The 25,989-nt window shown below is 75.9% G+C and carries 7 protein-coding genes; 3 read left to right on the forward strand and 4 right to left on the reverse strand.

The features are described from left to right. Nucleotide 1: 1 nt before the first annotated feature. Both K7G61_RS26035 and K7G61_RS26040 read right to left on the reverse strand, forming a co-directional pair. Nucleotides 2–9,667 (reverse strand): type I polyketide synthase, encoded by a 9,666-nt coding sequence (locus tag K7G61_RS26035; RefSeq protein WP_374204240.1) that lies wholly within the window; start codon nt 9,665–9,667, stop codon nt 2–4. A 161-nt stretch (nt 9,668–9,828) separates the two neighbouring features. Continuing rightward, nucleotides 9,829–18,432 carry a type I polyketide synthase gene (locus K7G61_RS26040; protein ID WP_308190706.1) on the reverse strand — a complete coding sequence of 2,868 codons (8,604 nt, stop codon included), beginning with the start codon at nt 18,430–18,432 and terminating at the stop codon, nt 9,829–9,831. A 595-nt stretch (nt 18,433–19,027) separates the two neighbouring features. Between K7G61_RS26040 and K7G61_RS26045 the strand changes: the two genes are divergently transcribed. Continuing rightward, nucleotides 19,028–20,575, forward strand: coding sequence for an FAD-binding oxidoreductase (locus K7G61_RS26045; RefSeq protein WP_225849422.1), 1,548 nt, complete (start codon nt 19,028–19,030; stop codon nt 20,573–20,575). A 126-nt stretch (nt 20,576–20,701) separates the two neighbouring features. Here the strand turns inward: K7G61_RS26045 and K7G61_RS26050 are convergent, their stop codons facing one another. Both K7G61_RS26050 and K7G61_RS26055 read right to left on the reverse strand, forming a co-directional pair. Then, entirely contained in the window at nt 20,702–22,255 is a 1,554-nt protein-coding gene (locus K7G61_RS26050) for a hypothetical protein (protein ID WP_225849423.1), read from the reverse strand. Continuing rightward, a complete protein-coding gene (locus tag K7G61_RS26055; RefSeq protein ID WP_225849424.1) occupies nt 22,240–23,076 on the reverse strand; it encodes an ABC transporter ATP-binding protein in 837 nt (278 codons plus the stop codon). The genes K7G61_RS26050 and K7G61_RS26055 overlap by 16 nt, the downstream gene beginning before the upstream one ends. A gap of 424 nt (nt 23,077–23,500) precedes the next feature. Here K7G61_RS26055 and K7G61_RS26060 point away from each other — a divergent pair, with 424 nt between their 5' ends. Both K7G61_RS26060 and K7G61_RS26065 read left to right on the forward strand, forming a co-directional pair. Further along, on the forward strand, nt 23,501–24,295 hold the full coding sequence (locus K7G61_RS26060; RefSeq protein WP_225849425.1) for a hypothetical protein: 795 nt from the start codon (nt 23,501–23,503) through the stop codon (nt 24,293–24,295). Between the two features lie 64 nt (nt 24,296–24,359). Beyond that, the gene (locus K7G61_RS26065; protein ID WP_225849426.1) at nt 24,360–25,952 is read left to right on the forward strand and encodes a class I SAM-dependent methyltransferase; all 1,593 of its coding nucleotides are present in this window, start codon (nt 24,360–24,362) and stop codon (nt 25,950–25,952) included. The last annotated feature ends 37 nt before the right edge of the window (nt 25,953–25,989 follow it).

Below are 25,989 nucleotides of genomic sequence, written 5' to 3' on the forward strand. Positions count from 1 at the left end.
GTCAGGAAGCGGAAGAGTCGAGAGCCATGCGGATGAGGCTCTCGGCATCGAGGTCGTCGATACCGGTGCCGGAGGCGGGGTCCGCCCCGGTGGCGGGTGCCGCGGCGCCGGCCAGTTCCAGGAGTGCGGCCTCCAGGCCGGACTCGCGCAGGCGGTTGAGCGGGATGGTGGCCAGCAGGTCCCGTATCCGCCGCTCGGCGAGGTCGTCGGCCTCGGCGGCGGCCTCGTCGGGGAAGAGCAGGCCGGCGAGGTGGCGGGCCAGGCGGGTGGGGGTGGGGTGGTCGAAGATGAGGGTGGCGGGCAGCCGCAGGCCGGTGGCGCGGGCGAGCCGGGTGCGCATCTCGACGGCGGTGATCGAGTCGAACCCCAGTTCCCGGAAGGCCCGTTCGGTGTGGACGGCGTCCGCCTCTCCGAAGCGGAGTACGGCGGCGGCCTGCGCGCGGACGAGTTCGGTCAGGGCGCGGTCCCGTTCCGCGGGCGGCAGTGCGGCCAGCGCGGCGGTCCTGGCGGCGGCGTCGCCGTCAGCCGCGGTGGTGTCGGCGGAGGTGTCCGCGAGCGCGCGCACCTCGTCGAGGTCGGCGACGAGCGGCCGGCGGCGGGCGGAGGCGAACACGGCGTGGAAGCGCGGCCAGTCCAGGTCGGCGACGGCCAGGAGCGGTTCGCCGTGCTCCAGTGCCTGCCGCAGCACGCCGACCGCGCGGGTGGGCTCCATGGGCCGCACGCCCCGGCGCACCATGGCGTCGGTGGCCTCGCCCTCCGCCATGCCCGGGCCCGCCCACAGGCCCCAGGCCACGGAGGTGACGGGCAGCCCGCGCCGGGCCCGATTCTCGGCGAAGGCGTCGAGGTGCGCATTGGCGGCGGCGTACGCGCCCAGGGCGGTGCTTCCCCAGACGGCGGCGTTGGAGGAGAAGAGGACCAAGGCGTCGAGCCGGTCCCCGAAGACGGTGTCGATGGCACGCGTGCCGGCGACCTTGGCGGCGGCACTGGCGGCCAGCAGATGGCGGTCGGTCTCGGCGAGCGTGGTCTCCCAGCCCTCCCCGGCGGCGTGGAAGACGGCGCGGACGGGTTCGCCGTCGGCCTCGGCACGGGCGGCGAGGCGGCGCAGCGCGTCGGGGTCGGTGATGTCGCAGGCGGCGACGGTGACGCGGGCGCCCGACTTCTCCAGTTCGGCGGCGAGTTCGGCGGCGCCGGGGGCGTCAGGGCCGCGGCGGCCGGCCAGGACGAGGTGGGCGGCGCCGCTCGCGGCCAGCCAGCGGGCCACGTGGCCGCCGATGGCGCCGGTCCCGCCGGTGACCAGGACGGTGCCGCCGGGACGCCACCCCGCGCCCCCGCCCGCGCTCCTGACCGGTGGGGCGGCGCGCAGCAGGCGGCGGACGCACAGGCCGGAGCCGCGTACGGCCACCTGGTCCTCCTCGCCGGGCAGACCCGCGAGGACGGCGGCGAGCCGGCCCGCCGCCCGCTCGTCGAACGTCTGCGGGAGGTCCACGAGGCCGCCCCAGCGCTCGGGGTGCTCCAGGGCGGCGACCCGGCCGAGCCCCCACGTCAGCGCCTGCGCCTCGTCCACCCCGGCGCCGTCCGCGACGTCGGTGGCGACGCCGCCGCGGGTGGCGATCCACAGCGGCGCGGTACTGCCCGCCGTGCCGAGGGCCTGGACGAGCCCGAGGGTGGCGTACAGGCCGCGCGGTACGGTGCCGCCCGTGCCGTCGAGGGGTTCGGTGTCCAGGGCGAGCAGCGACAGCACGCCGTCGAACGCACCCGCGGCGGCGACGAGTCGCAGCAACTCCACCGCGTCGGGCTCGGCGCCGGCGGGCGCGGCAACGGTGACCGTGGCACCGGCCTCGCGCAGCGCGGCGGCGCAGCCGGCGGCGAGATCGTCGCCGGGTTCGGCGGAGGGGCCGTCGGCCGGGCCCGTGCCGGTCCCGGCGGGGGCGACGACGAGCCAGGTGCCGGCGAGGGTGGCGGCGGGCGGTTCGGACAGCGGCGTCCAGCTCACGCGGTAGCGCCAGTCCGCGGTGCCCGCGGACATCTCGCGCTCACGGCGCCACGCGGCCAGCGCGGGCAGCGCCTCGCTGAGCGGCCGTTCGGCGTCGACACCGAGGCCGGTGAGGTCCCCGTCGGCGACGGCCCGCCAGAACGCGGCGTCCGCCTCGTCGACGCTCCTTCCCGGTGCGGGGGTCACGGCGTCCAGCAGCCAGTACCGCTCGTGCTGGAAGGCATACGTGGGCAGGTCGGTGTGACCGGCGGCGGCCGGCAGGAGACGGCCCCAGTCGACGGACGCGCCGTGCGTGTACGCCTCGGCCGCCGAGGTCAGCAGCCGCCGCACGCCCCCCTGCTCCCGGCGCAACGTACCCAGCGCGACACCGCCACCATGCTCCTCAAGAGTGTCCTGCACACCCACGGTCAGCACCGGGTGCGGGCTGGCCTCGACGATAACGCGGTGACCGGACTCGGCGAGCGCGGCAACGGCGCTCTCCAACTGCACCGGATGGCGCAGGTTCTCGTACCAGTACGAAGCACCCAGCGTGCCCGCCTCGACCCAGCTGCCGGTGTACGTGGAGAACATCGGGACGCTCGGCGCCTTGGGCACGATCGGCGCGAGCACATCCAGGATCTCGTCCTTCAACGGCTCCATGCCGGCGGAGTGGGAGGCGTAGTCGACGTTCACCCTGCGGGCGTCCACCCCCGCCTCCGCGCATGTGGCCATGAAGGCGTCCAGGGCGTCCGCCAGACCCGACACGACCGTGGAGCCCGGCCCGTTCACCGCCGCGATACCGACGCGGCCCTCGTACCCGGCCAGCAACTCGGTCGCCTTCCCGGCCGAGCAGAACAGCGACACCATGCCACCCGTGCCCGCAACCCGCAGCAGGGCCTTCGCCCGCAACGCCACCACCCGCGCCGCATCCCCCAACGACAACGCCCCCGCCACCGCCGCAGCCGCAATCTCCCCCTGCGAATGCCCCACCACAGCGGCCGGCTCCACACCCAGCGAACGCCACACCGCCGCCAACGACACCATCACCGCGAACAACACCGGCTGCACCACATCCACCCGCTCCAACAACCCCGCATCATCCAACGCCTCACCCAGCGACCACTCCACATACGGCCCCAACGCCCGCTCACACGCGGCGATCGACTCCGCGAACACCGGCGAAGCAGCGATCAACTCACGCGCCATCCCCACCCACTGCGACCCCTGACCCGGGAAAACGAACACCACACGACCATCACCCTCGGCCCGCCCCGTCACCCCACCACCCGACGCCACCTCAGCCAACCCCGCCACCAACTCGTCCGCATCCGCGCCCAGCACCACCGCACGGTCCTCGAACACCGCACGACCCCGCACCAAACCGGCCGCCACCGCACCCGGATCAACACCCGCAACAGCGCCCGCCAACCGCTCCGCCTGCGCCCGCAACGCCGCCTCGCCCTTGCCCGACAGCACCCACGGCACCAGCCCGCCCATGTCCAGCGGCACCGCGCCGTCCGCGGGCTCCACCACCACCGGCTCCGGCGCCTGCTCCAGGATCACGTGCGCGTTCGTCCCACTGATCCCGAAGGAGGAGACACCCGCACGACGCGGACGGCCCGTCTCCGGCCACTCCCGCGACTGCGCCAGCAGGGCCACGGCGCCGGACGACCAGTCGACGTGCGGGGTGGGCTCGTCCGCGTGCAGGGTCTGCGGCAGCACGCCGTGGCGTATCGCCATGACCGTCTTGATGATGCTCGCGACGCCCGAGGCGGCCTGCGTGTGGCCGATGTTGGACTTCAGGGACCCGAGCCACAGCGGCCGGCCCGCGGGCCGGTCCTGGCCGTAGGTGGCCAGCAGGGCGTCTGCCTCGATCGGGTCACCGAGGGTGGTGCCGGTGCCGTGGGCCTCGACGGCGTCCACGTCGGCGGTGGTCAGCCCGGCGTCGGTCAGGGCCTGGCGGATGACGCGTTCTTGCGCCGGGCCGCTCGGCGCGGACAGGCCGTTGCTGGCGCCGTCCTGGTTGACGGCCGAGCCGCGGACGACGGCGAGCACCCGGTGGCCGTTGCGCCGGGCGTCGGAGAGCCGCTCGACGAGGAGCATGCCGACGCCCTCGGCCAGGCCCATGCCGTCGGCGTCCGCCGCGAAGGCCTTGCAGCGGCCGTCCTTGGCCAGGCCGCGCTGCCGGCTGAAGGCAACAAGGGTGCGCGGCCGGTACATGACGGCGACGCCGCCGACCAGCGCGAGCGAGCACTCGTCGCGGCGCAGCGACTGCCCGGCCATGTGGAGGGCGACCAGCGAGGAGGAGCAGGCGGTGTCGAGGGTGATCGCCGGGCCCTCCAGGCCCAGGGTGTAGGCGACGCGGCCGGAGGCGACGCTCGCCACCGACCCGGTGAGCAGGTGGCCCTCGGAGCCTTCCGGCAGCGCGGTCAGGCCGGTGCCGTAGTCCTGGTAGTTGATGCCCACGAAGACGCCCGCGCGGGTGCCGCGCAGCGACGCGGGGTCGATCCCGGCGTGTTCGACGGCCTCCCATGACGTCTCCAGCACCAGCCGCTGCTGCGGGTCCATCGCCAGCGCCTCACGGGGTGAGATGCCGAAGAAGCGGGTGTCGAAGTCGCCCGCGTCGTAGAGGAATCCGCCGTGCCGTACGTAGCTGGTGCCGTCGTGGTCGGGGTCGGGGTCGTAGAGGCCGTCGAGGTCCCAGCCGCGGTCGGCGGGCAGGCCGGAGACGGCGTCGCCGCCGGTGGCGACCAGGTTCCACAGGTCGTCGGGGGTGCGTACGCCGCCGGGGAGCCGGCAGGCCATGCCGATGACGGCGAGCGGTTCGTCGTCGGCCGGGCGCACGGCCGGCGCGGCCGGGGAAGGGGTCGCGGCAGCCGCGCCGCCGGTGATGCGCTCGCGCAGGTGGCGGGCCAGAGCGCGGGGGGTGGGGTGGTGGAAGGCGAGGGCCGCGGGCAGTCGCAGGCCGGTGGCGGCGACGAGGCGGTTGCGCAGTTCGACGGACGTGAGGGAGTCGACGCCGCTGTCGCGGAAGGTCCGGTCGGCGCCGATGGCGTCGGCTCCGCGGTGGCCGAGGACGGCGGCAGCCTCGGCGAGGACGGTCTCCAGGACGTCCTTGTCCTGGTCGGTCTCGGCGAGCCCGCTCAGCCGCCGGGCCCACGCGGACGCGGCTTCCTGCGACGTGGCCTCGCGCGATCCGGCTTCCCGCGCCACGGGGGCGGCGGTCTGGGCGGGGGCCCCCGTGCGGGCGGGGGCCGCGCGGTGGGCCTCGGGGATGTCCGCGAGCAGCGGGCGGGGGCGGGCGGAAGTGAAGATCGGGCCGAAGCGCGGCCAGTCGACCTCGCAGAGCGCGATGTGGGTCTCGTCGTGGTCGAGGGCCTGCTGCATGCCGAGCAGGGCCAGGCGCGGCGCGATGGTGGGCAGTCCGTGCCGGGCGGGCCGGTCGGCGTCGACTCCTGCCGGGGTGCAGCCGTCCCACACGCCCCAGGCGATGGAGACGGCCGGCAGGCCGCGGGCGCGGCGGCGGGCGGCGACGGCGTCGAGGTAGGCGTTGCCGGCGGCGTAGGTGCCGTGGTCGCCGCTGCCCCACAGTCCCGCGACGGAGGAGAACAGGACGAAGGCGTCCACGGACTCCCGGTCCAGGAGCTGGTCGAGGTGGTCCGCGGTGGCGGCCTTGGCCTCCATGGTCGCGGCGAACTCGGCGGTGCCGACGCCTTCCAGCGGGCCGAGCTTGATGAGGGCCGCGGCGTGCACGACGGCGCGGATCGGCGGGCCGTCGGCCTCGGCACGGGCGATGAGCGCGGCCAGTTCGTCGCGGTCGCCGACGTCGCAGGTGGCGAGGGTGAGGCGGACGCCGAGCCGGTCGATGTCGGCGCGCAGCGCGTCGAACTCGGGGCTGCCGGGGTCGCGGCGGCTGGTCAGGACGAGGTGCTCGGCGCCGCCCTCGGCGAGCCAGCGGGCGAGGTGCGGGCCGATGGCGCCGGTGGCGCCGGTGACCAGGACGGTGCCGCGCGGCCGCCACGTGCGCACGGGGGCGGCCCCGGCGAGGGGGGCGCGCGCGAGGCGGCGCAGCAGCAGTCCGGCCGGGCGTACGGCGACCTGGTCCTCGTCTCCCGGCAGGCCCGCCAGGACCGCGGTGAGGCGGGCGGCGGCGCGCCGGTCGAAGGACTCGGGCAGGTCGACGAGGCCGCCCCAGCGGTCCGGGTACTCCAGGGCGGCTGTGCGGCCCAGGCCCCAGACCTGCTGCTGGGCCGGGTGGTCGACGGTGTCGCCGTCGGCCGCGGCGACCGCGCCGCGCGTGACGCACCACAGGGGCGCGTCGATGCCCGCGTCGCCCAGGGCCTGGAGCAGGACGAGGGTGGCCGCGACGCCGGTCAGCAGGTGCGGTGCCCCCTCGGTGGGCGTCGCGTCGAGGGCGAGGAGGGAGACGACACCGGCGGGCGCGGCGGTCCCGGTGGCTTCACGCAGCAGGCCGGTGAGTCCGCCCCGGTCCAGGGCGGTGTCCCCGGCGGGGACGGTGCGGACGGCGGCGCCCGCGGCGGTCAGGGCGCCGGCGACGGCGGCCGGCAGCTCGCCGGCGGTGCCGTCGGCCGGGGTGATCAGGAGCCATTCGCCGGTGAGCCGGGCGGTGGGCGGCTCAGGGGCGGGCCGCCAGGTGACGCGGTAGCGCCAGGAGTCGAGGACGGCGTTGTCGCGGCGGGCGGCCCGCCAGTCGGACAGGGCCGGCAGCAGGGTGCTGAGGGTGGCCTCGCCCTCGACGCCGAGGGTGGTGGACACGGCGGTGAGGTCGCCGCTCTCGACGGCCTGCCAGAACGCGCTGTCGTCGCCGTCTCCCGCGGGCGTGGCGGGGACGGGGGCGGCGGGCGCCGCGGTGAGCCAGTAGTGCTCGCGCTGGAAGGCGTACGTGGGCAGGTCGGGGCGGTGCGCGGTGGCGGGGGTGACGCGGGCCCAGTCGAGGGCGGCGCCGCGGGTCCATGCCTCGGCGGCGGCGGTGAGGAAGCGGCGGGCGCCGCCCTGGTCGCGGCGCAGCGTACCGAGGACGAGGCCGCCGCCGTGTTCGTCGAGGGTGTCCTGGACGCCGGGGATGAGCACGGGGTGCGGGCTGGACTCCACGAACAGCCGGTGGCCGGAGCGGGCCAGTTCCTCGACGGCGGCGCGCAACCGGACGGGGTGGCGGAGGTTCTCGTACCAGTAACGGGCGTCGAGGTCGCCCTCGGCGACCCACCGGGTGGTGCAGGTCGAGAGCATGGGGACGGCCGGGGCGAGCGGCGTGATCGGGGCCAGCGCGGCGACGATCTCGTCCTCCAGCTCCTCCATCTGCGCGGAGTGGGAGGCGTAGTCGACGTTGACGCGGCGGGCGTCGACGCCGGCCCCGGCGCAGGTGGCCATGAAGGCGTCGAGGGCGTCGGCGGGGCCGGAGACGACGGTGGAGCCGGGCCCGTTGACGGCGGCGATGCCGACGCGTCCCTCGTAGCCGGCCAGCAGCTCCTCGGTCCGCTCGGCGGAGGCCGTCAGCGACACCATGCCGCCGGTGCGGGCGATACGGGCGATGGCGCGCGAGCGCAGGGCGACGACGCGGGCGGCGTCCTCCAGGGACAGCGCCCCGGCGACGGCGGCCGCGGCGATCTCGCCCTGCGAGTGGCCGACGACGGCCTTGATGTCGGCGCCGAGGGACCGCCACAGGGCGGCGAGGGACACCATCACGGCGAACAGCGCGGGCTGGACGACGTCGACGCGCTCCAGCAGGGCGGCGTCGCCCAGGGCCTCGGTGAGGGTCCAGTCGGTGTGCGGCGCGAGGGCGCGTTCGCAGGCGGCGACGGATTCGGCGAACACCGGGCTGACGGCGATGAGTTCGGCGGCCATGCCGACCCACTGCGAGCCCTGGCCGGGGAAGACCAGGACGATGCCGCCGTCGCCGGTGGCCTGTCCGGTGGCGGCGGTGCCGTCGGCGACGGCCGCCAGCGCCGTCAGCAGTTCCTCGCGCCCGCCGCCCAGCACCACGGCGCGGTCGTCCAACGCGGCCCGGCCCCGGGCGAGTTCGGCGGCTACGGCGGCGGGATCGGCGGCGGCGTCCGCGGTGAGGGCGGCGGCGAGCGCGGCGGCCTGGGCGCGCAGCGCCCCCTGTCCGCGGGCGGACAGGGGCCAGGGAAGCACGCCGGATCCCGCGAACGGCACGGGTGCCGCGCCGGGGGGGACGTCCGGCGCGGCGGTCGTGGGGGCCTGGGCGGCTTGCGGAGCCACCGGGGCCTGGCGAATGCGGGCGTCTTGGGGGACCTGGGGGGTGCGAAGGGTCCGTGGCGGCTCAGGAACCTCCGGGTCCTGGGCGGCCACGGCGGCCTCGGGGGCCTGTTCCAGGATGACGTGCGCGTTGGTGCCGCTGATGCCGAACGACGACACGCCGGCGCGGCGCGGCCGCCCGGTCCGCGGCCACCGCCGCTGCTGTGTGAGGAGGGCGACGCCGCCGGACCAGTCGACGTGCGGGGTGGGCTCGTCCGCGTGCAGGGTCTGCGGCAGCACGCCGTGGCGCAGCGCCATGACGGTCTTGATGACGCCGGCGACCCCGGCGGCGGCCGCGGTGTGGCCGATGTTGGACTTCACCGAGCCCAGCCACAGCGGCCGTTCGGGATCGCGGTCCGCGCCATAGGTGGCGAGCAGGGCCTGCGCCTCGATGGGGTCGCCCAGCGGGGTGCCGGTGCCGTGCGCCTCGACGGCGTCGACCTCGCCCGCCGACAGGCCCGCGTTGAGGAGGGCGTCGCGGATCAGGCGCTGCTGGGAGGGGCCGTTGGGGGCGGTCAGGCCGTTGCTGGCGCCGTCCTGGTTGACGGCGGAGCCGCGGACGACCGCCAGGATCCGGTGGCCGTTGCGGCGGGCGTCCGAGAGGCGTTCGACCAGCAGCATGCCGACGCCCTCGGCGGGCCCGAAGCCGTCCGCGCCGGCCGCGAAGGCCTTGCAGCGGCCGTCGGCGGACAGGCCGCGCTGTTTGCCGAGGTCGACGAAGATGCCCGGCTGCGACATGACGGTGACACCGCCGGCCAGCGCCATCGCGCACTCGCCGCGCCGCAGCGAGGCGACGGCCAGGTGCAGGGCGACCAGCGAGGAGGAGCAGGCGGTGTCGACGGTGATCGCCGGGCCCTCCAGGCCCAGGGTGTAGGCGATGCGGCCGGAGGCGACCGAGAGCTGGTTGCCGGTCAGGAGGTAGCCCTCCTGCTCGCCGCCGTCGTGCATCGCGGGCCCGTACTCGGGGGCGAGGGCGCCGACGAAGACGCCCACGCGTTCGCCGCGCAGCCGGTCGGGGGCGATCCCGGCGCGTTCGAGGGTCTCCCAGGAGGTCTCCAGCAGCAGCCGCTGCTGCGGGTCCATGGCCAGCGCCTCACGCGGCGCGATGCCGAACAGGGCGGCGTCGAACCGGCCCGCGTCGTACAGGAACCCGCCGGCGCGGACGTAGGTGGTGCCGGGTCTGCCACCGTCGTCCTGGAGGGCGGCCAGGTCCCAGCCGCGGTCGGCGGGGAAGCCGGAGACGGCGTCGCGCCCGTCGCGCACCAATTCCCAGAACTCCTCCGGGCTGGCCGCGCCCCCGGGGAACCGGCAGGCCATGCCGACCACGGCCACGGGGTCCCCGGCGCTCTCCTCCAGCTCCTTCACGCGGCGCCGGGCCTGCGCGAGGTCGGCGGTGGCGCGCTTGAGGTAGTCGCGCAGCTTCTGCTCGGTGGTCATCTACCTCAGCTCCTCGGGGTGTGGCGGGGCGGCGGCGCGCTGTCGGTACGGCGGGGTGGCGGGATGGCGGCGGGGTACGCAGGTGAGCGCGTGGGGGGCGGCCGGTGCGTCGCGGGTGGCCGCCCGCGACGGTCCGGTGCCGGTCAGGACAGGCCGAGGTCGTCGTCGAGGAAGCGGAACAGCTCCTCGTCGCTGGCCCGGTCCAGGTCGTCGGCGGCCGGCACGCCGGGTGCGCCGGGCGTGCCCGGTTCGGCGGAGGCGGTCGTCCAGGCGGTCAGGAAGGTGTAGAGGCGGGCGGCGATCGGTCCGCGGCGCGCGGGGTCGTCGGGGACCAGGCGCAGCGCGGCCTCCAGCCGTTCGACCTCGCCGAGCGGGTCGGCCGCGGATTCGGCGGCCGGGTGAGCGGCGCCGGGGGCGGCCGGGGCGGCGGGGGTCTCGGGGGGCGCGGTCGCGCCGACGAGGTGGTCGATGAGCGCGGCGACCGTGGGATGGTCGAAGATGACGGTCACCGGCAGCCGCACGCCGGTGGCGGCGCCCAGGCGGTTGCGCAGGTCGACGGCGGTCAGCGAGTCGAAGCCGAGTTCGTTGAACGCCTTCTCGACGGCGACGCCGTCCGCGGAGGCGTGGCCGAGGACGGCCGCGGTGTGCTCGCGGACCAGGGCCGACAGCACCCGGCGGCGCTCGGGCGCGGGGAGGGCGGCCAGTTGGCCTGCGGGGGTGGTCCCGGTGCGGGCGCCCAGGTCCGCGGCGGCGCGCCGGGCCGGGGTACGGACCAGGCCGCGCAGCAGCGGATGGCCGCCGTCGGCCGGATCGGCGGTGCGCAGCGCGGCGAGGTCGAGGCGGACGGGGGCGAGGACCGCCTCGTCGCGCCCGAGCGCCTGGCCGAGCAGCGCCATGCCCTCCTCCTCACCGAGCAGCGGCAGGCCGGAGCGGGCGAGGCGGGCGATGTCGCCCTCCCCCAAGTGGCCCATCATGCCGCCGTCCTGGCGCCAGGGACCCCAGGCGAGGGACGTGGCGGGCAGGCCCGCGCGGCGCCGGCGGTCGGCGAGGGCGTCGAGGAAGGCGTTGGCGGCGGCGTAGTTGCCCTGCCCCGGGCCGCCGAGCAGGCCCATGACGGAGGAGAACATCACGAAGTGGCTGAGCGGGATGTCGCGGGTGAGCCGGTGCAGGTGCCAGGCGGCGTCGGCCTTGGGCCGCAGCACGGCGTCGAGGCGTTCGGGGGTGAGGGAGGCGATCAGCGCGTCGTCGAGCACGCCGGCGGTGTGGAACACGGCGGTGAGCGGGTGCTCGGCCGGGATCGCGGCGAGTACGGCGGCGAGTTGGTCGCGCTCGGCGGCGTCGCAGGCGGCGAAGGTGACGCGGGCGCCCGCCTCCTCCAGGGCGGCGGCCAGCCGGCCGGCGCCGGGTGCGGCCGCACCGCGGCGGCTGACCAGCAGCAGGTGGCGCGCGCCGTGGTGGGTGACGAGACGGCGGGCGGTGAGCGCGCCGAGCGAGCCGGTGCCGCCGGTGACCAGGACGGTGCCCTCGGGGTCGAGTCGCACGCCGTCGGCCGGGCCTCCGGAACCGGCCGGGCCCCCAGGGACGGCCGGGGCCCGGACCAGGCGGGGCGTCAGCACGCGGTCGCCACGCAGCGCGAGCTGTCCCTCGCCGCTGGCGAGGACGGCGGCGAGCAGCTCCGGGGCGGGATCCCCGGCGTCGAGGTCGACCAGGACGATCCGGCCGGGGTTCTCGGACCGGGCGGAGCGCAGCAGGCCCTGGACGGCGGCTGCGGCGAGGTCGGCGCGCGCGTCGCCGTGCCCGGTGGCCGCGGCGCCGCGGGTGACGACGACGAGGCGGGAGCCGCCGAGGCGCTCGTCGGCGAGCCAGCCGCGTACGAGCTCGAGCGCCCGGTAGGCGGCCGACCGCGCGGCGTGCGGCGGGAGTTCGCCGCCGGGTCGGTCGGGCGCGGCGGGCAGGGCGTAGGCGATGACGGTGCCGCCGGACGGCAGGGCGGGTCCGCCGTCCTCGGGGAGGGACTGCGCGAAGGTGTCGAAGTCGGCGTAGCGCTCCAGGCGCAGTCCGGCGCTCTCCAGGGTGGGCCCGACGCCGAACCGGTCGGCGCCCAGCAGCACCCAGCGGCCTTCTCCGGCGGGCGGGGTGCGGGTGAGGGTGACGGGCTGCCATTCGACGCGCAGCAGCGGCGGGGTGCGGTCGGGCGCGGCCAGCGCCCCTGGCGCGACCGGCCGCAGGACGAGCGCGTCGACGCGGGCCACCGGTTCGCCCAGCCCGTCGGTCAGCAGCAGCGAGACGGTGTCCTCGCCGCGCGGGGTGACCCGCACCCGCAGCGAGGACGCGCCGGGGGCGTCGACGGCGACGCCGGTGAAGGCGAACGGCAGCAGCAGCGGCCCGGGGCCGTCGCCGGCGGCGCCGTCGGGTCCGGAGAGGACCAGCGCGGCGTGCAGGGCGGCGTCGAAGAGGGCAGGGTGAAGGGCGTAGCCGCCGGCCGCGGTGCGCTCGGGCTGCGGGAGTTCCACCTCCGCGTACACCTCCTCGCCCAGCCGCCAGGCGGCGCGCAGCCCGCGGAAGACCGGGCCGTAGTCGTAGCCGCGGGCGGCCAGGCCCGCGTAGAGCCCGGCCGGGTCGAGGACACCGGCGCCGGGCGGCGGCCAGGCGGCGGGTGCCGCGGTGGCGGGCCGGGGCTCGTCGGGGCCGGGCAGCAGGACGCCGGTGGCGTGGCGGGTCCAGGTCCCCGTGAGGGGTTCGCCGCCGGGTGTCTCGGGGCAGGAGTGGATCTCCACCGCGCGCTCCCCGTCGGGGCCGGGCGCGGCGGCCCTGACCTGGACGCGGACGGCGGTGTCCTCGGGCAGCACCAGCGGCGCCGCGACGGTGAGTTCGCCGAGGGTAGGCGCGCCGAGCAGGCTCGCGGCGTGCAGGGCGAGCTCCACGAACGCCGTGCCGGGCAGCAGGGCGGTGCCGGAGGCGGCGTGGTCGGCGAGCCAGGGGTGGGTGCGGGTGGAGAGCACCCCGGTGAGGACGACTCCCCCGTCGCCCGCGAGCGGCACGGCGGCGTGCAGCAGCGGGTGGCCGGCCGGGACCAGGCCGAGGCCGGAGGCGTCCCCGGCGGCGGCCGGGGTGTGCCAGTGGTCCTGGTGCTGGAAGGGGTACGTGGGCAGGCCGGCCGCCTCCCGGGGCCCGGCGGCGGTGCCGGCGGGCAGGAACGCGGTCCAGTCGACGCGCGCGCCGTGGGTGAAGGCCCTGGCGGCGGCCTCGGCGAACCGTGCGGGGCCGCCCTGGCCGCGGCGGAGTGTGGCGACGGCGGAGCCGGGCAGCCTTTGCGCGGCCAGGCAGTCCTCGATGGCGCCACCGAGCACGGGGTGCGGGCTGACCTCGACGAACAGTTCGTGGCCCGCGCCTGCGAGAGTGCCGACGGCGTCCTGGAAGAGCACGGGGTACCGCAGGTTGTCGTACCAGTAGTCGGCCGTCATCTCGGGGCCGTCCAGCCAGGTGCCGCGTGCGGTGGACAGCAGCGCGACGCCGCCCCGGGCCGGGGTGACGGAGGCGAGGGCGGTCTTGAGCCTGTGTTCCAGCGGCGCGACCTCCGCGCAGTGCGAGGGGAAGGCGGCGGCGATCCTGCGGGCCCGCACACCCTCGGCCGCGCAGGCCTCCAGCAGCCGGTCGAGGTCCTCGAAGGTGCCGGAAACGGCGACGGTCTCGGGTCCGTTGACGGCGGCGACGTAGAGCCGGCCGCCGAGCGCGTCGAGCAGCTCCTCGACGCGGGCGCGGCCGGCGAGCATCGACACCATGCCGCCGACGGGTGCGATGGCCTCCATGACCTGGGCGCGCAGCACGCTGACGAGGGCGGCGTCCTGGAGGGTGAGGATGCCGGCGACGTGCGCGGCGGCGATCTCGCCCTGCGAGTGGCCGACGACGGCGGCCGGTTCGACCCCGGCGGAGCGCCACAGCGCGGCCAGCGACACCATCATGGCGAACAGCACGGGCTGCAGCACGTCCACGGTGGCGAACTCGGCCCCGTCGCCGCGCAGCACCTCGGTGAGCGACCAGTCCACGTACGGTGCGAGGGCCGCCTCGCAGGCGGCGATGGACTCGGCGAACACCGGTGAGCCGTCGAGGAGTTCGACGGCCATGCCGACCCACTGCGAGCCCTGCCCGGGGAAGACGAACACGGGCCGCTCACCGCCGCGGGCGCGTCCACGCAGCACGCCCGGCCCCTCGGCGTCCGCCGCCAGCACCTCGAGTCCGGCGGCCAGGTGGGCCGGGCTGTCACCGAAGACCACCGCGCGTTCCTCGAAGAGGGTGCGGCTGCCGAGCAGCGCCGCCGCGGTGACGGGCAGTTCGGCGGCGGGCAGCTCCTCCGCGTGCCGCACGAGGCGCGCGGCCTGGTCGCGCAGCGCGTCCTCGTCGCGGGCGGACAGCACCCACGGCACCGCCCCGGCGGGCGGGAGTTCGGGGACGCGGGCGCTCCGGGGGACCGGCGGCGCCTCTTCGACGATCGCGTGGGCGTTGGTGCCGCTGATGCCGAACGAGGAGACGGCGGCGCGGCGCGGCCGCCCGTCCCGCGGCCAGGGCCGGGCCTCGGTCAACAGCCGCACGCCGCCGGAGGACCAGTCGACGCGGCTGGTGGGCGTCTGGACGCCCAGGGTGCGCGGCAGCGTGCGGTGCCGCAGGGCCATGACGGTCTTGATGACGCCGGCGACGCCGGCGGCGGCCTGCGTGTGCCCGATGTTGGACTTCAGCGAGCCCAGCCACAGCGGCCGTTCGGGGTCCCGGTCCGCGCCATAGGTGGCCAGCAGCGCGCCCGCCTCGATCGGGTCGCCGAGCCGGGTGCCGGTGCCGTGCGCCTCGACGGCGTCGACCTGGCCGGCCGCGAGCCCGGCGTCGGCCAGGGCCCGGGTGATGACCTTGCGCTGCGCGGGTCCGCTGGGCGCGGTGAGGCCGTTGCTGGCGCCGTCCTGGTTGACGGCCGAGCCGCGTACGACGGCGAGGACGGGGTGGCCCAGCCTTTCGGCGTCGCCGAGGCGTTCGACCAGCAGCATGCCGACCCCCTCGCCCCAGCCGGTGCCGTCCGCGCTCTCGTCGAAGGGGCGGCAGCGCCCCTGTGGCGAGAGCGCCCGCTGGCGGCTGAGCTCGACGAACATCCCCGGCGTCGGCATCACGCAGGCGCCGCCGGCCAGCGCCAGGTCGCACTCGCCGCGCCGCAGGGCGCCCACGGCCAGGTGCAGGGCGACCAGCGAGGACGAGCAGGCGGTGTCCACGGTGAGGGCCTGGCCCTCCAGGCCGAGCTGGTAGGCGATGCGGCCGGAGGCGACGCTGACCGTGGTGCCGGTCAGCCGGTGCCCGTCGGTGCCGTCGCCCGGGTCGTGCAGCCGGGGACCGTACGCCGAGTCGGTGGCGCCGACGAACACCCCGGTCCGGCTGCCGCGCAGCGCCGCCGGGACGATCCCGGCCCGCTCGACGGCCTCCCACGAGGTCTCCAGCAGCAGCCGCTGCTGCGGGTCCATCGCCAGCGCCTCACGCGGCGAGATCCCGAAGAAGCCCGCGTCGAACCCGGCGACGTCCTCCAGGAACGACCCGTGCCGGGTGTACGAGGTGCCGGCCGCGGCCTGGTCGGTGGCGAACAGCCGGTCGAGGTCCCAGCCCCGGTCGGTGGGGAAGCCGCCGACGGTGCTCCGCTCGCCGGCGACGACCTCCCACAGCTCCTCGGGGGTGCGGATCCCGCCGGGGAAGCGGCAGCCGATGCCGACGATGGCGATCGGCTCCCCGCCGTCCGCCCGCGACGGCGGCACCGCTTCGGCCCGCTCGCCGTCGGCCCACTCGCCACCGGCCTGTTCGCCGCCCCGGGCGAGGAGGGCCGCGAGGGCGCGCGGGGTGGGGTGGTCGTAGACCGCCGTCACCGGTATCCCGAGACCGGCGGCCTCGCCGACGCGGGTGCGCAGCTGGACGGAGGTGAGCGAGTCGCAGCCGAGGTCCTTGAACGTGAGGTCCGGGTCGACGTCGGCCGGGGAGGCGTGCCCGAGCAGGGCGGCGGCGTGCGCGCGCACCAACGCCAGGGCGGAGTCGGCGTCGAGGACCGGCGGCGTGGCGTGAGGGGCGGGCGCGGGGGCCTCGATCGCGGGCGCCTCGGCCGGTGCGGCGGGGGCCTCGGCAGGGGGGAGCGCGTCGAACCAGTGGCGGCGGCGCTGGAACGCGTACGTGGGCAGGTCTCCGGCGTCGGCGCCGGTGCGGGGGCCGAGCGCGTCCTGGTCCACCGGGACGCCGTGCACGGCGGCGCCGGCGACGGCCGACAGCAGGGCCCGGACCTCGGGTTCGCCCTCGCGCAGAGCGGGCAGGGCGACCGCGTCACCCGGCACGAGCGCGCTGAGAACGGCGTCGGGGCCGAGCTCCAGGAACGTGGCGACGCCCTGGGCACGCAGCGTTGCGAGACCGTCGGCGAACCGCACGGCCTCGCGGACGTGCCGCACCCAGTACGCGGGGTCGGTCAGGTCACCGGTGAGGTCACCGGTGACGTTCGACACCACCGGGATACGAGGGCTGTGGTAGGTCAGCGACTCCGCGACGGAACGGAAGTCCGCCAGCATCGGCTCCATCAACGGCGAATGGAACGCGTGCGAAACGGTCAGCCGCTTGACCTTACGACCCTCAGAACGCCAGGCCGCCTCCAACTCGGCGACGGTGTCACCCGCACCCGAAACCACCACGGCCTCAGGCCCGTTGACGGCCGCGACAGCCACATCGCCGCGGCCCGCCAACGCCTCCCGTACGAACGCCTCCTCCGCCTGGACGGCCAGCATGGCACCACCGGCGGGCAGCGCCTGCATCAACCGCCCGCGGGCCGCGACCAGCCGGACCGCGTCCCTCAGCGACAGCACACCCGCCACATGGGCGGCGGTCAGCTCACCGATCGAGTGGCCGGTGACGAAGTCGGGCCGCACACCCCACGACTCCACCAGCCGGTACAGCGCCACCTCAAGGGCGAACAGCGCGGCCTGCGTGTAAACGGTACGGTCCAGATCCCCCGACCCCGCCTCGAACATCACCTCCCGCAACGGCCGTTCCAGCTCCGCGTCGAACAGCCCGCACACCTCGTCCAGCGCATCCGCGAACACCGGAGACGCCCCGTACAACTCACGCCCCATACCGGACCGCTGACCGCCCTGGCCGGTGAACAGCACGGCGAGCGGCGTGCCGGCGGCGGGGGCGCTGCCCTGCTGGAGGCCGGCGGCGGGCAGCCCGGCGGCCAGCGCGTCGAGGGCGCGCAGCAGGTCGCCGGTGTCCTCGCCGACGATCGCGGCCCGGTGCTCGAACTCGGTACGGGTGGTGGCCAGGGCGCGGGCGAGGGCCGCCGGGTCGGTGCCGGGGCGGGCCCGCAGGTGCTCGGCGAGGCGTGCGGCCTGGGCGCGCAGGGCGGCTCGGCCGCGTCCGGAAAGCCGCCACACCATCGGGCCCACGGCCTCGGTGGCGGCCTCGGTGGCGGCGTGAGCGGGTGACGGCTGGGGCGCCGAGCCGCGCAGCACCACATGGCAGTTGGTGCCGCCGATGCCGAACGAGCTGACCCCGGCGATGTGTTCGCCGGTCCCGTCCCCGCCTTCCGGCCACGGCTCCAGCGCGGTCTGGACGCGCAACCCGAGGGCCCCGAGGTCGACGCGCGGGTTGGGGGTGCGGTGGTGCGGGGTCGGCGGCAGGGCGCCGTGGGTGAGGCTGAGGACGGCCTTGAGCAGGCCGACGATGCCGGCGGCCCCCTCCAGGTGGCCGACCGCGGCCTTCGCGGAGCCGACCCGCAGCGCGCCGGCGGCTGTGCGGCCGGCGCCGAGCGCGGCGCCCAGGGCGCCTGCCTCGACGGGGTCGCCGACCGGGGTGCCGGTGCCGTGCAGTTCGACGTAGCGCACGTCGGACGGGGCGACGCCGGCGCGTCGGCAGGCGGCCTCGACGACCTGCCGCTGGGCGTCGGCGTCGGGCACGGTGAGGGCCTCGCCGCCGCCGTCGTTGTTGACGGCGGTGCCCAGGACGACGGCGTGGACGCGGTCGCCGTCCGCGAGGGCGGCCGTCAGCGGTTTGAGGACGACGACGGCGCCGCCTTCGCCGCGGACGAACCCGTCGGCGTCGGCGTCGAGCACACGGCAGCGGCCAGTCGGCGACAGCACCCCGGCGCGGGCGGCGCGGGCGGCGCTGTCCGGGGCGAGATTGAGGTGGACGCCGCCGACGAGCGCGACGGAGGACTCGCCCCTGGCCAGGCTCTGGCAGGCGAGGTGGACGGCCACCAGCGAGGAGGACTGCCCGGTGTCCACGGTCAGGCTCGGCCCGCGCAGGCCGAGGGTGTAGGAGACCCGGTTGGCCAGCAGGGTGCGGGCGGTGCCGGTGAACGCGTGGGGGCCGGCCGCCGCGGGGCCGCCGCGGGCCTGGAGGGTGGCGTAGTCGTCGAGCATGGCGCCGACGAAGACGCCGACGTCCCGGTGGCGCAGTGCCGCCGGCACCACGCGCGCGTGCTCAAGCGCCTCCCAGGCGAGTTCGAGCAGCAGCCGCTGCTGGGGGTCCGCGGCGGCGGCCTCGCGCGGGGAGAGCCGGAAGAAGGCCTCGTCGAAGGTGTCGACGGAGTCCAGGAAGCCGCCGAAGGGCGGGCAGTCGGCGGGCAGGCCGGGCCGGCGTCCGGGCGGTGGCGCGGTGATGGCGTCGGCGCCGGAGGCAAGGAGGTCCCAGAACTGCTCGGGCCCCGGCGCGCCGGGAAGGCGGCAGGCCATTCCGACGATCGCCACCGGTTCGTCCAGGGTGTCGGACGCGCGGCGGGCACCGGATGCAGACCGAATACTCATCATTCTTTTTCCGACCCCTTGTGTCCGTCGCCTGTCGCGCGCATTCTCCGGACGGTCCCGGCGTTCCACGGGACGGCCCGTGGAGACCGGAGAACGAAATTCCCGCAATCCGTGGGAACACTGGCCGTGCCCGGCCGCCATCCGCCGGTGGCCCGCGGACGGCTTCACGCTACGCAGCGCCCTCAAGGGCTCCAACCCCTACGCTCCCCTAGCCGGACCACGGTCCGGCGGGCCCGGTCGAGGCCGTTCACCGGGCCTGCTCCCCTCCCGCGGCCGCCGTGACGGGGCTCCCCTTTCTTTTCCCGGCGCACCCCTGAATTCCGCCCCGGCCGGTTGCCGCCCATTCCCGGCGGGCGATATTCCTCGGTGCGCGGGACCCCGGCCGGGGCGGCGCCGGACCTTGTCGTGCGCCGTCCCGGCGTCCGGTCGTTCCACGGCGCCGGGCGGACCCTTTCCCGTCTTCCCTCGCCGCCTTTTCCCGCACACCCGTCGATCCCGCCGGCCCCGCTCCCGCAGCCGGCCGAGTGAGAGAAGCGTGATGTACACCATCCAGGACACGAGTGCGCCGCAGGCGCGAGCGGCGGCCGTCCGGGTCACGCCGGACGACCAGCGGTACGAGGACCTGACCCGTGGCTGCAACCAGCGGTTCGTCAGCCGGCCGGACTACGTCTGTCTGATCCGGTCGACGCAGGAAGCGGTCGACGCGGTGCAGGAGGCCGTCGACAGCGGGCGGCCGATCTCGGTGCGCAGCGGCGGGCACTGCCAGGAGCCGCTGGTGGACAGTGCCGAGGTGCGGGTGCTGCTGGACATGTCCGAACTGCGGGACGTCCGGTTCGACACCGAGCGGCGGGCGTTCATGATCGAGCCGGGCATCACGCTGGGCGACATGTACCGCACGCTCTACAAGAACTGGGGTGTGACCCTGCCGGGCGGGTCGTGCCCGTCGGTGGGCATCGGCGGCCACATCGCCGGCGGCGCGTACGGGCCGCTGTCCCGCCGCCTGGGCTACCTGGTGGACTACCTGTGCGCGGTGGAGGTGGTGGTCGTCGACGCCGACGGCACCGCCCGGGCCGTCGTCGCGACCGACGCGGCCGACGATCCGAACCGCGAGCTGTGGTGGGCCCACACCGGGGGCGGCGGCGGCAACTTCGGTGTCGTGACGCGCTACTGGCTGCGCTCGCCGGGCGCCTACGGGGACGACCCCGGCACCCTGCTGCCGCGGCCGCCCAAGTCGGTGCTGCTGGGCAAGGTGATCTGGCCGTGGGAGGGCATGGACGAGGAGAACTTCGTCCGCCTGGTGAAGAACTTCGTCGCCTGGTACGAGCGCAACTCCGGTGCGGATTCGGAGTATCTGGACCTGTACAGCGGTCTGCTGCTGCCCCACAAGTCCTCCGGCGGCATCATGCTCAACGTCCAGATGGACGCGGAGGCGCCGAACGCGACCGAGCTGTTCACGAAGTTCGGGATGGCCGTCCTGGAGGGCCTCACCGTCGCCCCGGTGATCGTGGACAACCTGCACCTGCCCTGGTACCGGGCGACCCTGTGGGACGGGCTGTACACCAGCGGCGGCCTGGAGACGCGGCGGTCGAAGGTGAAGGCGGCCGACATGCGGGCGCACTATTCCGACGAGCAGGTCGCGACGATCTACCGCCACCTGTCGACCGACGAGTACGCGAACCCGTCGGCGGCGCTGATGTTCGTCGGCTTCGGCGGCATGGCCAACGAGCGGCCGGAGGACGCGACGGCGATCCCGCAGCGCGACTCGATCCTGAAGCTGGTCTACTCGGTGTCCTGGCTGGACCCGGCCGAGGACGACAAGCACCTGTCGTGGCTGCGCGAGTGGTACCGGGACGTCCACAAGGACACCGGCGGGGTGCCGATCTCCAACGGGATCACCGACGGCACGTACATCAACAACCCCGACACCGACCTGATGGACCCGCGGTGGAACACCTCCGGCGTCCCCTGGCACAGCTTCTACTACAAGCACAACTACCCGCGTCTGCAGCGGGTGAAGGCGGCGTACGACCCGCGCGACGTCTTCCGGCACGCCCTGTCGGTACGCCCGCCCGGCGAGGAGGGCTGACCCGGTCCGCCCGGCAGTACGGCGATGGCGCCGGACCCCTCGCGGGTCCGGCGCCATCGCCGTGTACGGACCGGGCGGACCGGGCCGGCCGGGTTGAGCCGATCGGGGGTGCGGGCGGGTGGCCGGTCAGCTCGCGGGCCGGCGCACCAGGGAGAACAGCTCCGGTCCGCGGCCGCGCAGCCGCCGCGTGGCGGCGCGGCCCAGCTGCCGGCACAGCAGCACACCCCAGAGCACACCGACGGGCAGCGCGGCCCACTTCAGCGCCGTGGCGCCGGCCACCGTCCCGGCCACGAGCAGCGCGACCGGCGGCAGGCAGCACACCAGCGGGACCCCGAGGATCATCAGGTTGGCCTTGGCCTGGCGCTGCGGGGTGGGGCTGCCGTCCTGGGAGAGCGGGAACATGGTGAGGACCGAGACCAGGACCGTCATGCCGGTGCCGCCGGCGACGAGCGCGGTCTCCCCCGACAGCACCCACGGCCACGCCCAGTGCTGGCCGCTGATCGCGGTGAGGAACACCGTGAGCAGCAGCCCCATCGGGCCGGCGACGAGGAACCACGCCCACTGGCGGCCGCGCACGTCGTCCCCCTCCACGTTCGGCGTCGTCAGCGTCATCCACAGGGCGGAGCCGTCGTCGCCGTAGAGGTTGGTGAAGCACGCCGCCGCGATGACGGTGAACAGCGGCCCGGCGAACGGGAGCATGATGGTGGTGCCGTTGAACGACGGGATGACGCAGGCCAGGACGCCGACGAGGAAGGCGATCATCAACTGGACGCTGCGCAGCATGGACCGCGAGTACATGCGCAGTTCCTTGCCGACGACGGCGCCCGTCGGCGTGCTGGGCAGGATCGCCCGGGCGGGCCGCCGCTCGTGCGCGGGGGCCTTCGGCTTCGACCTGCCCGTGGTCGACATCGTCAGCCGGCGGGTCAGGACCGGCGGCCAGACGAGTACGAGGGCCGCGATCAGCGCGAGCAGGCCGGCGAGCGGCAGCGCCATCATGCCCCAGCGCCCGTCGGCGGCGTCCTGCACGGCGTCGGCGCCCCAGCCGGAGGGCAGGCCGCGCACGATGCCGGCCAGCACCGGCGAGTGGCCGCCCGTCAGCTTCTTGGCGATGAACGGCACCACGGCCGAGGCCAGCGACATCAGGGTGATGACGAGGGCGATGAGCATGGAGCCGAAGTCGCGGCCGCGCCGGGAGGAGATCGTCGGCCCGAGGACACCCACGCCGACCGTGGACGCCACGACCGCGAGCACCAGGTTCAGCACGACCGCGAGCACCCCGACCAGGGCCGCCGCGGCGCTGAACTGGGCGCCGTAGGCGATCATCCCGGCGAAGGCGATGAGGCTGAAGACCAGGGAGACGTTGGCGAAGTTCGCGCCCAGGATCGCGCCCGCGAGTTTGCGGGGCGGGACCGGCAGCAGCTTGAAGTAGTCCAGCCGCAGCGTCGCGTCGTCACCGGTGAGGACCGGGCCGGTGATCCAGCCGAGCAGCCAGCCGAACGACAGCGCCGCCAGCACGTCCGCGCCCGCGCCACGGTGGTCGTAGTGCGCCAGCCCGGTCACGAAGGTGCTGCCGGCCAGGGCGAGGACCACGACCACCAGCGCCAGCAGCCCCCACAGCTTCTTGCCCTGGGCGTTCTTGCGCTGGATCGCGGCCCGCATCGTGATCAGGACGCCAACCATGACAGCCCTTCCTCGCCGCCGGTGCGGGCGCCGACGATGTGGACGAAGGCGTCCTCCAGGGACTGGTCGCCGCGCACCTCGTCCAGGGCGCCGAAGGCTTCGACGCGGCCCTTGGCGATGACGGCGACGTGGTCGCAGAGCTGCTCGACCAGTGCCATCACGTGGCTGGAGAAGACGACCGAGCCGCCGCCGCGGACGAACCGCTGCAGGATGGTGCGGATGGTCGAGGCCGACACCGGGTCGACGGCCTCGAAGGGCTCGTCGAGCAGCAGCAGCTTCGGGCCGTGCAGCAGCGCCGTCGCCAGGGTGATCTTCTTGCGCATGCCGGTGGAGTAGTCGACGACGACCGTTGTCTCGGCCGCGTCCAGTTCCAGCACCTTGATCAGCTCGTCGGCGCGCTGGTCGACCACGTCGCGCGGCATGCCGCGCAGCAGGCCGAGGTAGGTGAGGACCTCCCGGCCGGTGAGCCGGTCGGGCAGCGCCAGTCCGTCGGGCAGCACGCCGATGAGTTCCTTGGCCCTGATCGGGTCCTGCCACACGTCGTGGCCGAAGATCCGCGCGCTGCCGCCGTCGGGGCGCAGCAGCCCGGTGGCCATCGACAGCGAGGTGGTCTTGCCGGCGCCGTTGGGGCCGACGAGCCCGAAGAACGAGCCGGGCGGCACCACGAGGTCGATGTGGTCGACGGCCGTGTTGTCACCGAACTTCTTGTACAGCTTGCTGAATTCCAGCGCGGGAGCCCGCCCGTCGGACGGGGGCGGTGTCACCCCCGGCTCGGTTTTCTGGTGCGGGGCGGCCTCGGTCGGCCCGGGGGCTCCATTCATGGGCGGATCTCCAGATCGCTGTGGGGGGGGCGGATCGCCGGTGCCGCCGGGGCGGCGGCCGCCGGACGGGCCGGTCGCCCGCGTCCGGCGCAGTGACGGCCGGGTCCGCGGGCGGGTGTGTGGTCCTGCCGGGTCGCTGCGCTTCCCCTTCCCGGGGATCCAACGCCCCCCGCACACATAGGCACTCATCTCTTCTCATGTATAGCCCGTCGGCGCGTCGGCACTCGCCCCGGAACCGCCGTCGCGGGCACCCCTATCCGGGATTCAGGGGGTGCATGGGGCGCGCGGTGCGGACCGCGGCGGCCGCCGGGCCCGGTCAAGGGGGCGTTCTGGGGTGTGGCGGGCCGTTGGTCCGGAGCTACGGTGACCGCCTCCCCAGCAGCTCCGCCACCCTCCCGTACACCCCCGCAGGAAGCAGAGGACCATGGCCGACCTCCCGTCCTGGCGCACCACCGCGAGCGGTCCCGGCGCCGACGGCGCGATCGTCGCGGTGGACTTCGCCAACACCGGCCGCCCCGACTCGGGGTTCGGCGCGCTCGTGCCCCGGCTGGACACCGATCACAGCCTGTGGGAGACGGTCGTCCCCGAGCCGGGCACCGAGGCCGGGATGGGCGGCGGCGACTACCTGGACCGGTGGACCGGCGAACTGGCCCCCGGCGCGCCCGCAGTGGCCGCCGTCTTCGGCTACTGCGCGTCCAGCACGTTCGCGCTGGCGCTGGCCGACCGGATCGCCGGGTGGCAGCGCCGGCCGAACGTCGTGCTGTTCGACCCCACGCGGATCACCGGCCCGACGGTGCTGCGCTACGGGTTCACGCCGGTGATCGACTCGCTGCTGCCGGTGCTGGGCGAGGAGGACGTCGAGCGGGCCCGCGAGTCGGCCGCCGAGGCGGTGCGCACGCACACCGGACTGGCCCCGCTCTGCGCCGAGTTGCTGCGGATCTACGCCGAGGCCGGCACGGCCGCGTTCCAACGTATCGGCCTGCCGGCGGACCGGGCCGAGGAGTTGGTCGCCTGGTTCCGCGCGTACCTGCGTTACGTGGCCGCGGCGAGCGCCCTGCCGGTCGGGGCCGACCCGGCCGGGGTCACCGTCATCCGCGCCAACGACCTGCCCGACGGGCCGTTCGCCGCGGAACGCGAGCTGCGCTTCGACGTCCCGCACACCGGACTGCTCGGCCACCCCGGGGTCGCCGACGCCGTCACCGCGCTGCTGCGCGCCTGACCCCGGACCGCCCCGGACCGCCCGGCGCCCGCGCCGCCCCGGCCCCGCAGAGCAGGAGACCCTCATGCCGTACCCCGACTCCGCCCGCACCGCCGTCGTCGACGGCACGACCGTCGCGTTCGACGAGGTCGAGCGCGCCATCCGGGCGCTGCCCCGGGTGGCGGCCGTCCGCGTCTCGTCGCAGGCCGGCCCGGACGGCGCGCCGCGGCTCGTCGCCCATGTGACGCCGGCGGCCGGCGGCGAGCGGGCCGCCGAGGTGGAGAGCCGGCGCGTGGACGAGTGGCAGAGCATCTACGAGTGGGTGTACGGGGAGCTGCCGCAGTCCGGCGGCTTCGGCGACAACTTCGTCGGCTGGCACAGCAGTTACACCAACCTGCCGATCCCGCTCACCGAGATGCGGGAGTGGCGCGACGCGACGGTGGCCCGGATCCTCGCGCACCGGCCGCGGCGGGTGCTGGAGATCGGGGTGGGCACCGGGCTGCTGATGGCCGCGGTCGCCCCGACGTGCGAGCGCTACCTGGCCACCGACTTCTCGCCCACCGCGATCGCCCGGCTGACCGAGCAGATCGCGGCGCTGCCGGAACTGGCCGGACGGGTCCGCCTGCAGGTGCGGGAGGCCGACGACTTCAGCGGGCTGGACGGCGAGCCGTTCGACCTCGTCGTGCTCAACTCCGTCGCCCAGTACTTCCCGAACGCCGACTACCTGGCCGACGTCATCCGCGGCGCGCTGCGCCTGGTGCGCCCGGGCGGCGCCGTGTTCGCGGGCGACATCCGCAACCTCCGGCTGCTGCCGAGCTTCCGCACCGCCGTGCTGGGCCGTTCGCTGCTGGACCACGAGGGCCCCTGGGCCGCGGCGGAGGCGGTACGGCAGAGCTGCGCCGACGAGCGGGAGCTCCTGATCGACCCGGACTTCTTCGCCGCCGTGCGGGAACGCACCCCCGAGGCGGGCGTGCTGACCGTTCGGGTCAAGCGGGCCGTCCACCACAACGAACTGAGCCGGCACCGGTACGACGCCGTGCTCTACCGCTCCTGCGAGGAGTCCGCCGAGGCCGGCGAGGCCGCCAGGCTCGGCACGTCCGGCGAGTCCGGCGAGGTTGTCGGGGCCGCCGTGACGCTGGAGTGGGGGCGGGACGTCGGCGGCGCCGACGAGATCGGCAAGCGGCTGGCCGAGCAGGCCCCTTGGGCGCTGCGGGTGGAGTCGGTGCCGAACGCGCGCGTGCGGCACGAGACCGCGGCGGCGCGGCTGGTGGCAGGGGGCGCGCCGGCCGCCGAGGCGGTCGCGGCGCTGGACGCCGCGGGCGCCGACGGGACCGACCCGGAGGAGTTCGCCCGCGTCGCCGCCGCGCACGGCTACCGCGCGGCCGTCGCCTGGGGCCGGTCGGGCGAACCCGACCACATCGACGTGGTGTTCACCCGCGCGGCCGGCGACGAGAGCGACAAGGGCCGCGCGGACCACGAGGACCACGAGGGCGGCGCCGTCCCGGCCGCGGTGGCGTACACGCCGGCCGGCCCGCTGGACCTGCCGTTCGCCGCGTACGGGAACGACCCGGCGCGCGCGGCGGCGAACGGCTTCGTGGCCGCGCTGCGGTCGGAGCTGACGCCGTCGCTGCCGGGGGCGCTCATGCCGTCGGCGTTCGTGCTGGAGGAGCGGCCCTGAGACACACGGGCGCCGCGCCAGCGGGACGGCCCGGCCG

This window comes from Streptomyces sp. HPF1205 (assembly GCF_020400825.1).
GTDB lineage: Bacteria > Actinomycetota > Actinomycetes > Streptomycetales > Streptomycetaceae > Actinacidiphila.

Bases quoted from the DNA above. Each gene is read 5' to 3' on its own strand.
- K7G61_RS26045 (WP_225849422.1), top strand. From the start codon at position 19,028: ATGTACACCATCCAGGACACGAGTGCGCCGCAGGCGCGAGCGGCGGCC.
- K7G61_RS26050 (WP_225849423.1), bottom strand. From the start codon at position 22,255: ATGGTTGGCGTCCTGATCACGATGCGGGCCGCGATCCAGCGCAAGAAC.
- K7G61_RS26055 (WP_225849424.1), bottom strand. From the start codon at position 23,076: ATGAATGGAGCCCCCGGGCCGACCGAGGCCGCCCCGCACCAGAAAACC.
- K7G61_RS26060 (WP_225849425.1), top strand. From the start codon at position 23,501: ATGGCCGACCTCCCGTCCTGGCGCACCACCGCGAGCGGTCCCGGCGCC.
- K7G61_RS26065 (WP_225849426.1), top strand. From the start codon at position 24,360: ATGCCGTACCCCGACTCCGCCCGCACCGCCGTCGTCGACGGCACGACC.